At 43.4% G+C, this 16,339-nt stretch carries 19 protein-coding genes; 9 read left to right on the top strand and 10 right to left on the bottom strand.

What is annotated here, in order from left to right:
• Positions 1-29 precede the first annotated feature (29 nt).
• Together ELZ11_RS04395 and ELZ11_RS04390 are read right to left on the bottom strand one after the other, a co-directional pair.
• Positions 30-1,151 (bottom strand): GGDEF domain-containing protein, encoded by a 1,122-nt coding sequence (locus ELZ11_RS04395; RefSeq protein WP_137356142.1) that lies wholly within the window; start codon positions 1,149-1,151, stop codon positions 30-32.
• Positions 1,141-1,614 (bottom strand): putative pterin-binding protein, encoded by a 474-nt coding sequence (locus ELZ11_RS04390; RefSeq protein ID WP_137356141.1) that lies wholly within the window; start codon positions 1,612-1,614, stop codon positions 1,141-1,143. The genes ELZ11_RS04395 and ELZ11_RS04390 overlap by 11 nt, the downstream gene beginning before the upstream one ends.
• 302 nt (positions 1,615-1,916) lie before the next feature.
• Between ELZ11_RS04390 and sbcB the strand changes: the two genes are divergently transcribed.
• From sbcB to purT, 5 genes are all read left to right on the top strand, one after another.
• The gene (gene sbcB / locus ELZ11_RS04385; protein WP_137356140.1) at positions 1,917-3,341 is read left to right on the top strand and encodes an exodeoxyribonuclease I; all 1,425 of its coding nucleotides are present in this window, start codon (positions 1,917-1,919) and stop codon (positions 3,339-3,341) included.
• A gap of 100 nt (positions 3,342-3,441) precedes the next feature.
• Entirely contained in the window at positions 3,442-3,816 is a 375-nt protein-coding gene (locus tag ELZ11_RS04380; protein ID WP_208746688.1) for a CidA/LrgA family protein, read from the top strand.
• On the top strand, positions 3,816-4,505 hold the full coding sequence (locus ELZ11_RS04375) for an LrgB family protein (RefSeq protein ID WP_137356138.1): 690 nt from the start codon (positions 3,816-3,818) through the stop codon (positions 4,503-4,505). The genes ELZ11_RS04380 and ELZ11_RS04375 overlap by 1 nt, the downstream gene beginning before the upstream one ends.
• A gap of 204 nt (positions 4,506-4,709) precedes the next feature.
• Positions 4,710-5,597, top strand: a complete 888-nt coding sequence (cdd, locus tag ELZ11_RS04370) for a cytidine deaminase (RefSeq protein ID WP_137356137.1) — start codon at positions 4,710-4,712, stop codon at positions 5,595-5,597.
• 162 nt (positions 5,598-5,759) lie between these two features.
• Positions 5,760-6,935, top strand: coding sequence for a formate-dependent phosphoribosylglycinamide formyltransferase (purT, locus tag ELZ11_RS04365; RefSeq protein WP_137356136.1), 1,176 nt, complete (start codon positions 5,760-5,762; stop codon positions 6,933-6,935).
• A gap of 114 nt (positions 6,936-7,049) precedes the next feature.
• Here purT and ELZ11_RS04360 read toward each other — a convergent pair whose 3' ends face one another.
• Entirely contained in the window at positions 7,050-7,700 is a 651-nt protein-coding gene (locus tag ELZ11_RS04360) for a thiopurine S-methyltransferase (protein WP_137356135.1), read from the bottom strand.
• A 270-nt stretch (positions 7,701-7,970) separates the two neighbouring features.
• Here ELZ11_RS04360 and ELZ11_RS04355 point away from each other — a divergent pair, with 270 nt between their 5' ends.
• Complete coding sequence (locus ELZ11_RS04355; RefSeq protein WP_137356134.1) at positions 7,971-8,744, top strand: RelA/SpoT domain-containing protein; 774 nt, start codon at positions 7,971-7,973, stop codon at positions 8,742-8,744.
• Positions 8,745-8,845: 101 nt separating this feature from the next.
• Here the strand turns inward: ELZ11_RS04355 and ELZ11_RS04350 are convergent, their stop codons facing one another.
• The 6 genes from ELZ11_RS04350 to ELZ11_RS04320 all read right to left on the bottom strand — a co-directional run bounded on the left by ELZ11_RS04350 (position 8,846) and on the right by ELZ11_RS04320 (position 13,181).
• Entirely contained in the window at positions 8,846-9,310 is a 465-nt protein-coding gene (locus ELZ11_RS04350; protein WP_374939797.1) for a c-type cytochrome, read from the bottom strand.
• Positions 9,307-9,651 carry a cytochrome C gene (locus tag ELZ11_RS04345; RefSeq protein WP_137356260.1) on the bottom strand — a complete coding sequence of 115 codons (345 nt, stop codon included), beginning with the start codon at positions 9,649-9,651 and terminating at the stop codon, positions 9,307-9,309. The genes ELZ11_RS04350 and ELZ11_RS04345 overlap by 4 nt, the downstream gene beginning before the upstream one ends.
• 170 nt (positions 9,652-9,821) lie before the next feature.
• The gene (locus tag ELZ11_RS04340; protein ID WP_137356133.1) at positions 9,822-11,048 is read right to left on the bottom strand and encodes a molybdopterin-dependent oxidoreductase; all 1,227 of its coding nucleotides are present in this window, start codon (positions 11,046-11,048) and stop codon (positions 9,822-9,824) included.
• Complete coding sequence (locus ELZ11_RS04335; RefSeq protein ID WP_208746678.1) at positions 11,045-11,350, bottom strand: c-type cytochrome; 306 nt, start codon at positions 11,348-11,350, stop codon at positions 11,045-11,047. Before ELZ11_RS04335 ends, ELZ11_RS04340 begins: the two co-directional genes overlap by 4 nt.
• Before the next feature lie 333 nt (positions 11,351-11,683).
• Positions 11,684-11,980 carry an integration host factor subunit alpha gene (gene ihfA, locus ELZ11_RS04325; protein ID WP_137356131.1) on the bottom strand — a complete coding sequence of 99 codons (297 nt, stop codon included), beginning with the start codon at positions 11,978-11,980 and terminating at the stop codon, positions 11,684-11,686.
• 520 nt (positions 11,981-12,500) lie between these two features.
• A complete protein-coding gene (locus ELZ11_RS04320; RefSeq protein WP_137356130.1) occupies positions 12,501-13,181 on the bottom strand; it encodes a DUF1826 domain-containing protein in 681 nt (226 codons plus the stop codon).
• A 306-nt stretch (positions 13,182-13,487) separates the two neighbouring features.
• On the opposite strand from ELZ11_RS04320, the gene ELZ11_RS04315 reads away from it, so the two are divergent.
• Complete coding sequence (locus ELZ11_RS04315; protein ID WP_137356129.1) at positions 13,488-13,937, top strand: GNAT family N-acetyltransferase; 450 nt, start codon at positions 13,488-13,490, stop codon at positions 13,935-13,937.
• A 140-nt stretch (positions 13,938-14,077) separates the two neighbouring features.
• Here ELZ11_RS04315 and ELZ11_RS04310 read toward each other — a convergent pair whose 3' ends face one another.
• On the bottom strand, positions 14,078-14,662 hold the full coding sequence (locus tag ELZ11_RS04310; RefSeq protein ID WP_137356128.1) for a sugar O-acetyltransferase: 585 nt from the start codon (positions 14,660-14,662) through the stop codon (positions 14,078-14,080).
• A gap of 431 nt (positions 14,663-15,093) precedes the next feature.
• On the opposite strand from ELZ11_RS04310, the gene ELZ11_RS04305 reads away from it, so the two are divergent.
• Both ELZ11_RS04305 and map read left to right on the top strand, forming a co-directional pair.
• Positions 15,094-15,318: a ParD-like family protein gene (locus tag ELZ11_RS04305; protein ID WP_137356127.1), complete on the top strand. Its 225-nt coding sequence runs from the start codon at positions 15,094-15,096 to the stop codon at positions 15,316-15,318.
• Complete coding sequence (gene map, locus ELZ11_RS04300) at positions 15,284-16,087, top strand: type I methionyl aminopeptidase (protein WP_208746676.1); 804 nt, start codon at positions 15,284-15,286, stop codon at positions 16,085-16,087. Before ELZ11_RS04305 ends, map begins: the two co-directional genes overlap by 35 nt.
• Positions 16,088-16,339 lie beyond the last annotated feature (252 nt).

Raw genomic sequence — 16,339 nt, 5'->3', positions numbered from 1 at the left:
TTCCAACTCAGGATTTAAAAACTGCCGTATCATACCTGTTTTTTTACTTCCTGTTTATCCTGCTTATTACAAAACTTCATCTGATACATGCGTTTGTCTGCTACGCCTACCAGCTCATCGATATCTGTAGCATCGTCAGGGTAATTCGCAACACCAACACTAACGCCTAAATGCTCTTCTACTTTGAAACAGAGCTCTTCATTTGAATACAGTAAGTCAATGTAGTCCAACACTTGATGTTCACTTTCTAAAGAGCAATCGCTGTGTAAAATAGCGAACTCATCACCGCCCATACGATAGGCTTTATAATCTTCGCATTCAAACCCTTTTATATGGTGGGCGAAGTCCACTAACACTCTGTCCCCTTCTTGGTGACCAAACTTATCATTGATGGCTTTAAAGCCATCTAAATCCAGCAAATACAAAGTGAACGGCTTATTAGTTTGGTGGTAGCGTTCCATTTTAGTGAACATAGCGAGGCGATTACCTAAATCGGTTAAGGTATCTGTCATGGCAAGCTTTTGGTGATAACGTGATTCTTTGTAGAACACAACGCTGATAAGCACCAAGCAGAACATAAAACCTACTAACAATTGCAGCTGAAGTGATTGCAAAGTTCGCGCTTTGGTTTGCCTGGCTTCATACAACGGACTTTTCACTCGAAAATTACGGTTCACGTAATCGATCATGTCTAGATATAAGCCTTGGATCGCTCCATGAAACTCTTCTCCCTTAACGGCTTCATTCCCTTTTATCTGATTAACTATGGGCTCAAGAGCTTGGAAGTCTTTAAACAAGCTTTCAAAAAATCGTCGCGCATCCGGGATTGTCATAAAGCTATCAGATTCTTTACTCGATAGAATTAAGTCAAAGCGGCTCCATGCTAAGTCATATTTAAGCAACACTGAGCTAAGGTGATCATCGCCATCACCGATATGGCTCGACTCCGACACCAACTCAGAGAGCTCTTTGGTCAATTGAAACAAAAACCAAGTGGCTTGATTTTGTTGTTCTGTATAAGATTCTGCCAAGGTTCGTGTGTCTTTCATTAACACAATATTGGCAATCAACAACACAGCCGAAGTCGCCAGCAATAACACTTTTGCTAGTCTCAGGTGCGGGTATTGGGTATGAACCGATTTACTTTTCATTCGGGATCATCTGAATCCTATCTAACTGCCAAACCATTTGGGAGTGGTACACATTGTTATTAAGCTTTGGGTGATCACTTAATGAAAAAATAAGCCAAAACGGCCCTTTGTCTCGCACGCGCATCCTCTCTCCATTTTGCAGGTACGCAATGATTGGCTTATAGGCTTCAATATCCGCCTTAGACACCTCAACAGAATAGTCATTGAGTGCTCGAACCGTTATTTCTTCGGTCATTTCAATATTTCTAGATCCCAGTAACGCTTGCAGGGTAACACCAGTAAACTCGCCCTTCCCCTCTATCCAAGGTAACGTGGTTTTATAGGTCACTTGTGGCAAAGCCGAAATTTCATCAAACTCAAAAACAATCGGTTCTTTGTCTGAACCGTCCCAAGAAACAGTAATCGATGCTGCAAAAATAGGTGCAGAAAAGAGGCAAGCGATTAACGGAAGTAACACTTTCATTCTCAAGTCCTTTCTTATGAGAGTTATTAATAACAATAGTATAATTAACCGCCTTAGTTTCTAGGATTGCATTTATAAAATCAATTATTCCACAGTCAAATTGTGGCTACAGCAATTGGTGCCCACTGACTAGAGCCCGTTACTGCCAAAGTTCACTTGTAATTGTGTATAGACCTTAATCAAGCGATTAATATTTCCAATTATTTTCGTTGCTTGCTTGCGTGGCACCTGCCTCCTATCAGATACTTAGCCTATCCATATAGATAAGCGGTGCATGTTCATGCACTGATCAGGAATCATCAATGAGTTCAAATACACAGCCGACCTTTTTTTTCTTCGATTACGAGACTTGGGGAACCAGCCCAGCAAAAGACCGACCTAGTCAATTTGCAGGTGTCAGAACGGATCAAGATTTCAATATCATCGGCGAACCTTTGGTGATTTATTGCCAGCCACCAGCAGATTACCTGCCTTCACCTGAAGCTGCGTTGATTACCGGCATTACGCCACAAAAAGCCGCAAGCCAAGGCCTACCAGAACCAGAGTTTATTGCGAAGATCCACGCTGAGCTCGCAAAACCAAATACAACAAGCTTAGGCTATAACAGCATTCGCTTTGATGATGAAGTCACGCGTTATACTTGTTACCGTAACTTTATCGACCCATACGCATGGAGCTGGCAAAACGGTAACTCTCGTTGGGATCTATTAGATGTGATGCGTGCTGTCCACGCACTGCGCCCAGATGGCATTGTATGGCCAGAAAACGACGAAGGCTTCCCAAGCTTTAAGTTAGAGCACCTTTCTGTAGCCAACGGTATTGAACACGAAAACGCGCACGATGCGATGGCCGATGTAATTGCCACCATTGAAATTGCTAAGAAACTTAAGGCTGCTCAGCCAAAAATGTTCGACTACCTGTATAACATGCGCCATAAGCGCAAACTTAATGATTTGGTCGATATCGTCAACATGACACCACTTATGCACGTTTCAGGCATGTTCGGTAGAGATTGCAATTACACGAGCTGGATTGTTCCTGTCGCTTGGCACCCGACCAACCAAAATGCAGTTATCGTAGTCGACTTAGCGAAGGATCCTAGTCCGCTCTTCGATTTAGATGCCGAGCAACTACACACTCGTCTATACACTAAACGTTCTGAACTTTCAGAAGATGAACTTCCCGTTCCAATTAAGCTGGTTCACCTCAATAAGTGCCCTATTCTTGCACCAGCCAAAACGCTGACCGCTGAGAATGCACAAACCATAGGCATAAACCGCGAACAATGTTTGGAGAACTTAGCCAAACTACGCGAGAACCCTGAAATCAGAGAGAAACTCATTGGTTTGTATTCTGTTGAACGTGAATACGAGAAAAGTGATAACGTAGACACCATGCTTTACGATGGCTTCTTCTCTCCATCAGATAAAACGGCGATGGATATTATTCGCCAAACTGATCCAAATAATCTTGCCGCACTAGATATTAGCTTTAGCGACGACCGCATTAAGCCGCTTCTATTCCGCTATCGTGCTCGTCACTTCCCGTGGACGCTAGACGAACAAGAACAACTACGCTGGGCAAACCATTGTCGCGAAACGTATGAATCACAACTCGAAGAGTACATGCTTAATCTAGAGAATTTGGCTCACGAACATGAAGCGGACGAAAAGAAAATGGCGATTCTCAAAGCCGTTTATCAATACGTGGAGAAGTTAGCGTCATAACAAAAGTGACAGTGTTACTTTTTATTTATATCGAATAGTCTTATCTGGGCTCTGTCAGAGCCCAACCACTTTTGGGTAGGTATACTTGAAACAATCTTTAATGACAGCGTTACGTTACTTGGTCTCTTTTGGGCTCATTTTGGCAGCCCTCTGGATCGGTAATGGCATTCAACATCTGTTAGGAACTTCAATTCCAGGCAGTATTTTCGGCATGCTCATTTTATTTGGCTTGCTTTGCCTACGCGTCATCCCGGTCGAGTGGGTAAAACCCAGCGCCAATCTAATCATTCGATACATGATCTTACTGTTTGTTCCTATCAGTGTAGGTTTGATGGAACACGCTGATATGCTCATAGAAAATGCGTTACCAATTATGGCAAGTGCCGTCGGTGGTTCATTGATCGTGCTTGTGTCTCTATCTTGGTTCCTTGATCGCCGCCTTTCAAAAGAACACTCTACTAAAGGGGAGTCATAATGTGGTTACTCGTCACAATAGTCGTTTTCTTATTTGCGCGCTGGGTTAGCCAAAAAATCAACTCCCCACTGTTTAACCCGTTATTGATCAGCATCGCTATCCTGATTCCAGTGTTAACGTACTTAAAGGTACCGTTCGAAACCTATTACGCAGACAACCAATGGATCAGCTTCTTGTTGCAACCAGCAGTAGTCGCGCTTGCCTACCCGTTGTATGAACAGCTACCTCAGATCCGAGCCAACTGGAAAATCATCACCCTAGCCTGCTCGTTAGGCAGCGTTATGTCGATGCTTACTGCCTCGATTATCGCCGTGCTATTCAAGGCTGAGCTAAGCCTAATCGCTAGTCTGCTAGGCAAGTCTGTTACGACTCCAATCGCAATGGAAATCTCTAGCCACCTTGGGGGAGAAGCGGCCATCGCTGCCATCTTGGTCCTAATTGTGGGTCTATTTGGAGCGATATGCGCCTACCCTATCTATAATTTGATCGGGATAAAGAGCCCAATTGCACGCGGCCTCGCAATGGGTACCGTGTCTCATGCACTAGGCACAGCGACTAGCGCTGAAAAGAAACCACAGGACGCAGCATTTAGCTCATTAGCGCTTGTGCTTTGCGGTGTAATCACCTCAATAATCGCACCGAGCGTGTTCGCAGCCGTAGTTTGGGTATACCAACTAATGGGCGTTTAGCCTCTATTGACCCAGAGAATCTTTGATTCCCCCAAAATATTTGCGAGCCTTATAACCGAATTCGAAGTTGAAATCGATTGCATGTGTGAGCTCACTCTAATTATGAAATGGAATGAAACAAACAATTCATTTGCGTGATCAAAGTCTCAGTAATGTTTGTGTGAGTGCCTAGAATTGAATTCCAAGGTTAAACAAGGATTCGAAATGAACAGCCATATTGAGCAAGCGCTAGAAAGTGCACCGCAAACGATCCAAGCATCTCTTCGCAAGATCATTCTTGATGAAGACTTTGACGCCACTCTTTCCCCAGAGCAATTTGAACAGTTACTGAATGAAAGTGGTTTATCTGACAATGAACTTCGTGTAGCACTCCTACCTTTTGCTGCGGCCTACTCATATGCGCCAATTTCTAACTTTTATGTGGGTGCCATCGTTCGAGGTTTAAGTGGCCGCCTATACTTTGGTGCAAACCTAGAGGTATCTGGTGCTCAACTCGGTCAAACCGTTCACGCAGAGCAATCCGCTATTAGCCACGCATGGATGAAAGGCGAAGAAGGCATTTCTGATATTACGATCAACTTCAGCCCTTGTGGTCACTGCCGTCAGTTCATGAACGAGTTGACTACAGCTAAAGAGCTGAAAGTTCAGTTACCAGAGCGAGCTGAAAAAACGCTACAAGAATACCTACCAGAGTCTTTTGGCCCTGCTGACCTTGGAATTGATATTGGCTTGATGTCAAAATTGGATCACCAATATCACTCTGATGACAACAACCCACTGGTAATTAAAGCGCTTTCTGGTTTGAACATCAGCCATGCGCCTTACACTAAAAACCTAAGCGGTGTTGCGCTACAACTTTCCAACGGTAGAAGCTTCATTGGCTCTTATGCTGAAAATGCAGCATTTAACCCAAGCCTACCTCCGCTACAAGTAGCGTTAATTCAACTTAAGCTATCTGGCCATGATTTCTCGGAAATCGAAAGTGCAGCACTAGTGGAAATGTCTGAAGGTTCGATTAGCCACCTTGCAGATACACAATCGACACTTGAAGCTATCAACCCAGACATTCCAGTGTCTTACTTAGCAATCTAAAAACATCGAATTAACATAGATTTAAAGAGCAGCGATAGTTATTTATCACTGCTCTTTTTTGTATCTAATATTACCTAGCCGCCCTACGCAAACGTTTGCTTTAGTACTAAAAAGCGGTATGATCCGCTGCGTTTACTGTTCAAACCCTCTAAAGGAATTCTTATGTTTGGTACCGCTACTCGTGAAAATGCTACACGCGTTCTACTTCTCGGCTCTGGTGAACTAGGTAAAGAAGTCGCTATTGAATGTCAGCGCCTTGGATTAGAAGTCATTGCCTGTGACCGCTACGCAGACGCTCCTGCCATGCAAGTCGCTCATCGTAGTCACGTATTAGATATGCTAGATGGTGATGCATTACAAGCGATTATTGAGCTTGAAAAGCCAGACTATGTGGTACCAGAAATTGAAGCAATTGCGACAGACAAACTTGTTGAATTAGAAGCCAAAGGCTTAAATGTGGTACCAACGGCAAAGGCGACTAAGCTGACCATGAATCGAGAAGGTATTCGCCGCTTAGCCGCAGAAGAGCTTGGATTAAACACCTCTCCATACCGCTTCGCTGATACCTATGAAGACTTTGCTGCTGCGGTTGAATTTGTCGGTCTGCCTTGTGTGGTTAAGCCAGTTATGAGCTCATCAGGTAAAGGGCAAAGCGTTATCAAAACTCCTGAAGCCATTCAACAAGCATGGGGCTACGCACAAGAAGGTGGCCGCACTGGCGCTGGGCGAGTTATCGTTGAAGGCTTTATCGATTTCGATTATGAAATCACTCTTCTGACCGTCCGCGCTGTTGATGGCGTTCACTTCTGCGCTCCAATTGGACACCGTCAGGAAGATGGTGACTACCGTGAGTCTTGGCAGCCTCAAGTGATGTCTGATGATGCATTAAAAGCAGCACAGCACGCAGCAGGCCAAGTTGTAAATGCGCTTGGTGGTTACGGCATTTTTGGCGTAGAACTATTCATCAAAGGCGATAAAGTGATCTTCAATGAGGTTTCCCCTCGCCCTCACGATACGGGTTTAGTCACACTTGTGTCTCAAGATAACTCTGAGTTTGCGCTGCATGTTCGAGCATTCACGGGCATGCCAATTCAGTCAATCACACAATATGGCGCTTGTGCATCTGCAGTGGTACTTGGCCAAGGTACATCGACTAACATCCGATTTGAAGGCCTTGGTGAAGCGCTAAGTTCGCCTCAAACACAGGTCCGCTTATTCGGTAAACCGGATATTGACGGCCGCCGCCGATTAGGTGTCGCGTTAACTCGCCGTGACACCGTTGAAACGGCGATTGAAGACGCGATTGAAAGTGCGAGCAAGATAAAAGTGATTTACTAATCATTTGACGCAACTGATCGCTAGATACACAAAAGGCAGCACTCGCTGCCTTTTTCGTTCTCGCCGTACTTGGCTAAATACATCACCTTGAGCACAAATACGTCATAGACGACTCTACATCTGTTCTATCAAATACACTTCTTCAGCAAAGCGCGATAGTCCTTTCTTCGTGATCTTAGGGTGATCATCGCCAGCATCGTCTCGATTCAACAGGGTAATTTTATAACCTTCAAATAGCTGGTGAACCTCACTTGGCGGAATACTGAAAGGAGGACCAGACATCTCTTCTTGAATGTAATCCAACGTCACCAGAAGAATCCGTCCGCCAGGCTTTAGCAGTGACTTGAGTCTTTCTACATAAGATAAGCGCATATCACTTGGTAGCGCGACAAGAGAAGCTCTGTCGTAAATAATGTCTACCGCTTGAATTGGCGCAGTGAAATAGTCTCCCGCATAAATGCTCAGCTCATCGAACTGATACAATTCGTGTTGGCCACTCACAGGCGTCACTAATGGCGTGTAAAAGTGCTCAGCAAAAAACGAGCGAACCGCAATCTTACTCAGCTCGACACCTTGCACATCTTCGTGTTTGGAAGCCAACCAGACTAAATCTTCACTTTTACCACACAGAGGAACAAAAACTTTGCTCTCATAAGTTGGCTTAGTATGTTTCCAGTAGGTTGTAAGTAGTGGGTTTACATCTTCTAAATGAAACCCAATTTGGTTAGCAGCCCATTTATTGTGCCAAAATTCAGGATCGTTCATCTCTAATTCATCTTAACTAGTCATAATGCAAGGGTACATGATCGTAAAAGCAGACAAAACCATGTAAGTAACAAAGCTATACAATTTGTCTGCGGCCATAGTGCTTAAAGTGTCTAACGGTTCACGTTTTACTCAAAGGCAAAAAGCTATGGTTGTTTTCTGCTAAATCAGACCCAATATCTTATTAAGCAGGACATTTTACTCTAGTTAAATTATTTGGTTACCACCTTTAAGTTCATCTTTTAGTAACCTTGTATAAAGGGAGTGTGAATGAGTCTTTTTCTTCGTACAACAGCCTTAATGCTATTGGTATTAAGCCGTGCGCCTGCGTTTGCAGCCACTGTATCAACGAGTTCAACAGAGCAATCTCGAAGCCCTGCTCAAAATCAAGTTTCATCAAAAGTCTTCAAACATAGCTTAAGCGGCCTTTACGGTATTAAAGCTTTCGATTCAGAACCTCAACAACCTTACAGCGACTTCGATATCCTTTACAGCAAAGCTCACCAAGCTCAGGCTGAGCTAGAAACTATCTGTAAAAGTACTGCCCTACTTACCCAATCCAATGCTTTATTCGCCGGAGTGAAATCTGAAAAACGAGCACAGGAAAAAATCAACTTAGAGCTAGATGGTGACGTTACTCGTATTACCGACTTAGCGCGCGCAACCATCATCGCTGAAGATGTTGAAAGCTTGGTAGAAGTATACGAAGCGATTAGCCGCGAAGCAGACGTGGTTAAGGTGAAAAATAAGTTCAAGACACCAGCAGCATCTGGCTATCGTGACCTAAACTTGTTGGTTCGATTACCCAAAACCAACGTAGTTGCGGAAGTACAACTTCACTTGAGAGCAATTGCAGATGTGAAAAGCGGCCCAGAGCATGAACTGTATGAAATCATCCAAGGCATTGAGCGACATGCGATTGCAGAAAACCGCGAGTTAAATGATATTGAATCTGCTCAAATCACTAGCTTACGCAGACAATCTCTAGAGCTATATCAGGATGCATGGCAACCCTACATCACAACCCATATTAAAGCGGCGTAATTGCCAATCAACAAACACAAAAAAGGCTGCAGTCGCAGCCTTTTTTACATCTTCTCTATCACCAATACCTTTAGAGCAAGCCATACTTTTTGTAGCTGTGGCTATGGGTGGTAGTACTCTTTATTACGTTGATATAAGTCTAGCGGCGTTAATGTACTGTAATACGCCGCGGCATCTTGTAAATCTTGATCAGTTAGCGGCTTTACTACCGACTGCATGTACAGATCTTGTCTCTGATCACTTTTAAAATCACGTAGCTGCTTGAGAATATAACTCGCCTTTTGCCCTTTGATATTCGGATACGACTGCACAAACGGAATGACTTTATCGCCATGGCACTGGCTACATAAATTGTTTACCAAACGTTCTCCACCAGCCAAGCTTGGCATGTACTCTTCTTCTCTCAGCTGTCCGTCTTGCGTACCATCCACGCTCAATGTCGGGGCTGCTAAGGCTATTTTCCGTTCTTCAGAAGGAGACACTTCATCAGAGCAAGCCGACAATGACAAAACTACCGCAGCAATCATACCGAACCCGCAAATCTTCATTACCGGCTTGATCATCATGAGTCACCTCCGGGCATCGGCGGCATTAACGCACTATCGATCGGCTTACGGCGATACTTATTCATATCAATGCCTTTATCTTGATAATAAGTACTCAAATAATTCAGTACTGGATCCCACGTATCGTTAAGATCCCACAGGCCTTGGGTATCAACCATCCATTGAATGGTTTCTCGCCATTGCTCTCGGTTGCCACTGTTCTGGGCGACAATCAAGCTAGTGTGACAAGCATTACACTGGCCTTTCACTAACTCCCAACCCGGAGCCATAATCAAACCCGACGCTTTGTCGACGCCATAATATTCTTTCGGGTTACTTGGCACCTCATCAGCATGAGCCATTGTGGAAATAAGTAAGCTAACTACCAACACCGCCCTTAAAATGCTGCAAGTTGTTAAATGTTGAATAGAGCGAGTGTGCTTAGTGTATAAAGTGGTAAGCCTTGGCTTAATACGCTTGCCTTGCGCCAAATATAATTGGCTAATTAGGGTTTTACCTGACATCTAGCCCCTCACGACACTCGGATTGCAATACGATGACAGCCATTAAACAAGTACCCTTTAGGGTTCCATTGCGGCTGAACGACAGGTTGGCTATCCCCTTCACTGTCTGTCGCTTTCGCCCAGATCTCGTAGTAGCCTGTCATTGGAAGCGCTAATTCAACTTCCCACTGTTGCCATGCGCCTTGGTTAACTGGTTTTTTTAGGTTTGCATCATGCCAAGTGGTCCCGTAGTCATAACTCACTTGAAGCTTTTCGACACTTCTTAGCCCCGCCCAAGCGTGGCCGCTCACTATCACTTTTTTGCCAAGCGTAAATTCAGTACCACTTTTTGGAGAAGTGATGAGTGATTTAACGATCATTTCTTCAATGATTCTAAAATCTTTATTATCCACCTTCTCGCCGGGTGCTATCGGGTGGATTGGTACTTGGTACGCCGGAGCCGCCATTTTGTGGCCATCGTGAATTTTGTTACGAACACTGATCCCAGTCGTACACTTCTGTGAGACAGAGGCTGGTCTGCCACCAAAAACAGTGCGCAGCGGATAACCATGTAAGTATGGAATGGGTTCGCCATTCATTTCCCACGCAATTAAGGCGTTATCTGTCATCGCGGCTTCAATTGGTACACCGCGTGAAATCGCTTCACCTTTACCACTTAAATGCTTATCAAAGCCGTGGTTACCAACGTAGACTGCATCATCTTTAATCCCGCAATCTTTTAGAACATCGCTAAGTAAAACCCCTGTCCATTCAGAGCAGTACACACCAGCATTGTTCCACTGATTCCCTTTAGTACTTGGATAAAAGTTGTTACGGCTGTTACCACCACACTCCAGCACTAAGCTTTGGGTATGGTGTTTAAACTTCGATTTTAACTCTGCGATGGTATAAGACTTACTTTGCTTAACGGATTCCCCTTTAACCTCAAACACCCAGCTATCAGGGTCCATTTTAGTAAAATCAGGCATTAAGCCATTCCAACGAACAAACGGGACATCAGCAGGAGTGACCGCTGGAGCCAACATACTTTCCGGCGGATACGCGTTAAGCGGGTTCGTATTTAAAACCGTGTAGTAGTCTGGAAGATCTTCTGCTTTGGCCCAAGTCAGCGCATTGATATCTAAGGCGGTCAGCCCTTCAGGGCGGTTTGCTGCAAACACCCAAGAAACAGGTAACGCCGACACTGCGGTAGCCGATAAGGCAGCCTTAAGAAATTGTCTTCTATCTAAGCTCATTGAGATGACCCCTTATGATTCAATTTGTAAAAGTAGCTGGCGAGTTTTTCTATATCATCTTCCGAAAGTAACTGAGCGACTTTTGACATCGTTTTATCAGTACGCTTTCCGCTTTTGAAATCTGAGAGCTGCTCCGTTAAGTAGACTTTGTTCTGCCACTTCAAGTTGGGAATAGAAGGGAACGCGGTGTCGTTAGTACTGCCATGACAAGCAACACACATGTTGGCAATTTGCTCGTATTCGGCTGTATAGCCGAGTGTTGGTATCAATAGTAATGCCAAAACTAGCGCAGTTTTCCGCACAGCTTCTCCTTAGTTCTGGAACAACAAACCAGTTAGTTCGATTATTAATTGCGCGAATTACAGCAAATTAATTGGATAAATAAAATTCAATTAGAATTAACTGCCGTTAAGAAAATCTGAACGAAAGATGGAAGTTGTTAGTTTTGGGAGATAGAGATAGAGATAGAGATAGAGATAGAGATAGAGATAGAGATAGAGATAGAGATAGAGATAGAGATAGAGATAGAGATAGAGATAGAGATAGAGATAGAGATAGAGATAACAATACCGCTAGCAGTATTGCATGCAAGCCAAAAATGAAAAGACCACGCTTAGCGTGGTCTATTGCTTGGCTTATTTGTCGACTTTAATATTCTCGACACGGGCTTTCAATTTTTGCCCTGGCCTAAAGGTCACTACACGACGTGCAGTAATTGGAATGTCTTCACCGGTTTTCGGGTTGCGGCCTGGTCTTTCGTTTTTCTCACGAAGATCAAAGTTACCGAAACCAGACAGTTTAACCTGTTCACCGTTTTCGAGTGCTTTACGAACTTCTTCAAAAAACACTTCAACCGTTTCCTTGGCATCCCGTTTGCTGTATCCGAGCTTTTCAAACAGGTTCTCAGCCAAATCGGCCTTTGTGAGCGCCATAAAACTTTCCTCAAAGCTAGTTTATTATTGCTACCAAAACAGTAGCGCCAAAGCATTTCGCCTAGCCAATTCAACAACATATCGGCTCTAACACAGAAAGTGTATGCCAAGCTTCTGATTTTCGCCAACTTTTTTATTTAACCAAGTACAAAAATCTTAATAATCAGATAGATAACTATGAGTATAAACTGCTCGTTTATCTAAAGAACCACTAACAATTAGGCAGTAAACAGAACATAAAACCAAATACAGTCTCACTATTGAGATAATAGTCTAAATGACTATTTTTGCAGTAATTTAGATATCGGCCACCATTTTCAATCAAATCAGTCACTTGGTTTAATATTATTCTCAACAATGAGTCATTACTGCTCAACTTAGATTATTGTATTAATTGCTTATCAATCACTAAGTAAGTAGCAAAAGCAGCAAAGCCGTCGCAGGCCAAAACCCGGCCCTAATCACGGCTAAGTATTTTCTGCTGTTTTCCCGTATCAGAGTAAGTTTAGAAAGAAAGTTTTTAGGCAAAATCTAATGTCAGTAACAGCCGTGGTTCATTGTTTGAAGTGACAGGTGAACGATGGACAAGCGCCCTATTCTCATTTCCATCCCAGCGGCCGCCTTTAAGCAATGCAACATCACCAGCGGCGAGCTGCTGCACGTCACTCTCATGACTATACAAGCCAGAAGTTGAGTCTGGTTGCCCATTACTTCCATGCCCTAGTTTAGAACGATCGACCGCATAATTAGGTAGCCACTGTGTTGCCCCCCCCTGGTAAGTCGTGACTAAACGGCAAGGGACTTGGTCGCAATGAAAACGAGGACACATTCCATCTTCTAATACCGCTAACCGTAATCCGACCTCCTCAAGGTCGAAGAGACAGCAAAACATGTCAACAAGCTCCGCCATGCTCTCTAATAATGCTTTCGACGCCGTTCCATCGGTAGAGTACTCCAATTTTTGGTATGTCGTTTCCGGTGTAACCGTCACTGACTTACTGAAAGTCGGATTCAAGGCAATAAACTGGCTTATTTCATTCGTGAGTGCTTCGCTAAAAGTCCGGTGCCAGATAGCGATATTGACATTGTTTTCATATATATCCGCAAGAGCTGTCGGCTCACTACCGGAACTAATCGATCGATCTAAATCAATCTCTTTATCAACATTTACTTCCAACGATTCAGTTAACACTTCACTCATATCTACTCTCCTTGCTAATAACGGAAACCTTGCTTCTTACCACCGATTCTCAAACCCACGAATAGGAGGTTTGACGGTTACAGTATTCGATGGCAACTCATTTATGAGATGTTATAACATAACAATTACTATCTAACCAAGCTAACAAGTAGACGAAATTCAGCATGAGATAATGTAAACGAGAGAGTGGGAATTACCTTCTTTACGAACTTTAGTAAGGGTTAACATATGTTAAGCAGGAAACGAGAATAGATTTGTTAGTATCGAGTCATCTTTAACAACCGCTAAAATTTGTAGGGAAAAACAATGCCGAACTCTATTCGTTTCAGAGCCTATTCACCAAGCGACAAAGAATCCTGCCTTCGCATTTTTGACAACAATTGCCCTTTATACTTTGCTGAAAATGAAAGAAAGGACTACGAAGACTTTCTGGACGGCAATCCTGTTGGATATGAGGTCTGTATCGGAAATGGGGATATAGTTGGGGCTTTTGGCCTATGCGGAAGTGCTCAAAGGTTTCGAGATTTAAATTGGATTCTAATTGACCAAAACGTTCAAGGCATGGGAGTTGGTAGCAAGTTCATGACCCGAGCAATTAATACTGCTGAACGCTTGAACATAGAACAAATAAAAATTGCAGCGAGTCATTTATCTGCCCCATTTTTCGCGAAATACGGAGCAATTGAAATTTGTAAGATCGAAAATGGATGGGGACCAGGGATGCATCGAATCGATATGGAACTAAACCTATCGTAATGGCTCATCAAACACGCTCGTAACGTATTGCATCAATGACAGAATAGCGAAGCTATTCTGCAGTGATTTACCACATCACGTAAATGTGAGCCTTACATAGCGCTATCACTGCCGTAAACAGCACTACGGACTACCGGATTTTATGACTCAGTCTCCTGCCCTTTCTCCAACTCATTTTCATGAATCACCCTGATTAACTTGGCGGGTGTACCGCCATACAATGAATCTGGCGGCACATCTGTATTCACGACTGAATTAGCAGCAATAACCGAGCGGGTTCCAACAGTGACACCTTGGTTAATCACAACATTGCCACCAATCCAGACATCATCTTCAATGGTTATCGGCCCACAAATTGTTTCCCAATTACGGCGTTTAAGATAATTCAAATCATGACTTGCGCAGTAGAGCTGCGTGTTCGGGCCAATCAACACGTTATTGCCGATGCAAATTTTAGCGCCATCTAGCATCGTCACATTCATATTGATAAACGTATTGTCGCCAATCGAAATGGTTTTACCGAACTCACAATAGAATGGCGAGCGAACGATACTTGAATCAGATATCTCGCCCATTAGCTGCTTCAGTAGTTCACAGCGTTGAGAATCATCTGTGTTTTGGTTAATGACCTGCAATAAATTTGAAGCATTCTGGCGGACTTGGATAATACTCGTATCGCCTCCATCAAAGCATTCGCCTGCAAGCATCTTTTCGAATTCACTCATGTTATTTCTCAGCTCAATCTACATCGGTTTAGGACAGCAATATTCTACCACTTACGCTGTTATCGATTCATCAGAGCGAGAAGAATTGAAGCCAACTTTACGTCCATTTTTTCGCTAGCGCGCCACCGAAAATAACCAGCCCCTATATCTAAGCACATCAGAATTAGCGGGGGTTATATCATGGTAAGAAAACACGGCTCCCTAAGCTCGATTAAGTGCCAAAGCAATCACCTTTGCTGTTCTCGCAACCACTAGCTCAACAACTCAAGCCAACAGACAAAGGTGAAGCGAGCTGTAAACTTAAACTCGCTCACCATGATATCGACACATGGCGTGGTAGCTGCTCACATTCGTTCTCGACATAAAATGCTTGATCTTACCCCAGCACTTTAAATACACTTTATATACGTTTTATATATAAAGTGTATTTTATGGGTATCGTTAAAATTTCAGATGATTTACATGAAGAGTTAAGAAAGGCTAGTGGCGCGATGAACAGGTCTATCAACTCTCAAGCCGAGTTTTGGATCAAGATAGGTATGATGTCGGAGTTAAACCCCCACCTTACCTTCAACCAGTTAGTCGCTGAACTTATGTCTTCGGCATCGGTATCTGCCGACAATGTCAAAAACAACGAAGGAGTCGCCGTTGATTAATTCTGTGCACATCAAATCGAATGAAGAAATCGAATTAATGAGGGAGTCTGGGAGATTACTTGCGCAAGTATTTAAAGCTCTAGACAAATTTGTTAAGCCAGGTGTATCTACAATGGAAATCAACGATTTTGTTGAAACCTACATTGTGGAAGAGCTCAAGGCGCGCCCAGCCAGTAAGGGCCAATATGATTATGAATTCGTTTTAAATTCATCGATCAATGACGTGGTGTGTCATGGGGTTCCAAAAACAACTCAATTACTAAAACCAAAAGACATTATTAATCTAGATATTACCTTAGAGAAAAATGGTTATATCGCCGACTCCAGTAAAATGTACGTCATGCCGGAAGCGTCACCGATCGCTAAAAAGCTTGTAAAAACCACCTATGAAGCAATGTGGAAAGGTATTAAACAAGTAAAACCTGGTGCGAAACTTGGCGACATTGGCAGTGCCATTCAACGCTACGCGGAATCTCATGGCTACACTATCGTAAAAGAATATTGTGGGCATGGCATTGGTCGAGAAATGCATGAAGAGCCTCAGGTGCTCCATTACGGTAAGCCAAACCAAGGGCTTACATTAAAAGCCGGCATGACATTCACAATTGAGCCTATGGTCAATCAAGGCGTAGCCAAAGTTAAAACCAAAAAAGATGGTTGGACTGTAGTTACAAAAGACAAAAAGCTATCTGCGCAATCCGAACATACCGTTCTGGTAACCGAACATGGTTTTGAAGTGTTAACTCTACGAGACGAAGAAACCCTATAAATCCTAGTAACGCTGACAACGCTTCGCCCATTACCAGACGTGTTCTATCGCTAAATGATAGGCTCTATCGCTAAATCATGGGTGCTATCGCTAAATAAAGGCCTCGTAAAATGAGGTCTTAAGCGAATCATCAAAATCTCTTCAACACTCAAAACACCACACTTCGCCCAAACTTCTTCATGTTCCTGATTTTCTTCACCTACTTTGTGTATGAAGTCTGACTAAACCTGGAATACAACAATTGTTTAAGAT

It is taken from the genome of Vibrio profundi (genome assembly GCF_005281835.1).
GTDB classification, from domain to species: Bacteria; Pseudomonadota; Gammaproteobacteria; order Enterobacterales; family Vibrionaceae; genus Vibrio; species Vibrio profundi.
Note: the sequence above shows the minus strand (reverse complement) of the source record. Positions and strands in the feature narration are given on the sequence as shown.

Bases quoted from the DNA above. Each gene is read 5' to 3' on its own strand.
- ELZ11_RS04305 (WP_137356127.1), top strand. From the start codon at position 15,094: ATGGGTATCGTTAAAATTTCAGATGATTTACATGAAGAGTTAAGAAAG.
- ELZ11_RS04355 (WP_137356134.1), top strand. From the start codon at position 7,971: ATGAGTCTTTTTCTTCGTACAACAGCCTTAATGCTATTGGTATTAAGC.
- ELZ11_RS04375 (WP_137356138.1), top strand. From the start codon at position 3,816: ATGTGGTTACTCGTCACAATAGTCGTTTTCTTATTTGCGCGCTGGGTT.
- ELZ11_RS04380 (WP_208746688.1), top strand. From the start codon at position 3,442: ATGACAGCGTTACGTTACTTGGTCTCTTTTGGGCTCATTTTGGCAGCC.
- ELZ11_RS04345 (WP_137356260.1), bottom strand. From the start codon at position 9,651: ATGGCTCATGCTGATGAGGTGCCAAGTAACCCGAAAGAATATTATGGC.
- purT (WP_137356136.1), top strand. From the start codon at position 5,760: ATGTTTGGTACCGCTACTCGTGAAAATGCTACACGCGTTCTACTTCTC.
- ELZ11_RS04320 (WP_137356130.1), bottom strand. From the start codon at position 13,181: ATGAGTGAAGTGTTAACTGAATCGTTGGAAGTAAATGTTGATAAAGAG.
- map (WP_208746676.1), top strand. From the start codon at position 15,284: ATGTCAAAAACAACGAAGGAGTCGCCGTTGATTAATTCTGTGCACATC.
- cdd (WP_137356137.1), top strand. From the start codon at position 4,710: ATGAACAGCCATATTGAGCAAGCGCTAGAAAGTGCACCGCAAACGATC.
- ELZ11_RS04315 (WP_137356129.1), top strand. From the start codon at position 13,488: ATGCCGAACTCTATTCGTTTCAGAGCCTATTCACCAAGCGACAAAGAA.
- ELZ11_RS04390 (WP_137356141.1), bottom strand. From the start codon at position 1,614: ATGAAAGTGTTACTTCCGTTAATCGCTTGCCTCTTTTCTGCACCTATT.
- ELZ11_RS04360 (WP_137356135.1), bottom strand. From the start codon at position 7,700: ATGAACGATCCTGAATTTTGGCACAATAAATGGGCTGCTAACCAAATT.
- ELZ11_RS04310 (WP_137356128.1), bottom strand. From the start codon at position 14,662: ATGAGTGAATTCGAAAAGATGCTTGCAGGCGAATGCTTTGATGGAGGC.
- ELZ11_RS04340 (WP_137356133.1), bottom strand. From the start codon at position 11,048: ATGAGCTTAGATAGAAGACAATTTCTTAAGGCTGCCTTATCGGCTACC.
- ELZ11_RS04395 (WP_137356142.1), bottom strand. From the start codon at position 1,151: ATGAAAAGTAAATCGGTTCATACCCAATACCCGCACCTGAGACTAGCA.
- sbcB (WP_137356140.1), top strand. From the start codon at position 1,917: ATGAGTTCAAATACACAGCCGACCTTTTTTTTCTTCGATTACGAGACT.
- ELZ11_RS04350 (WP_374939797.1), bottom strand. From the start codon at position 9,310: ATGATGATCAAGCCGGTAATGAAGATTTGCGGGTTCGGTATGATTGCT.
- ihfA (WP_137356131.1), bottom strand. From the start codon at position 11,980: ATGGCGCTCACAAAGGCCGATTTGGCTGAGAACCTGTTTGAAAAGCTC.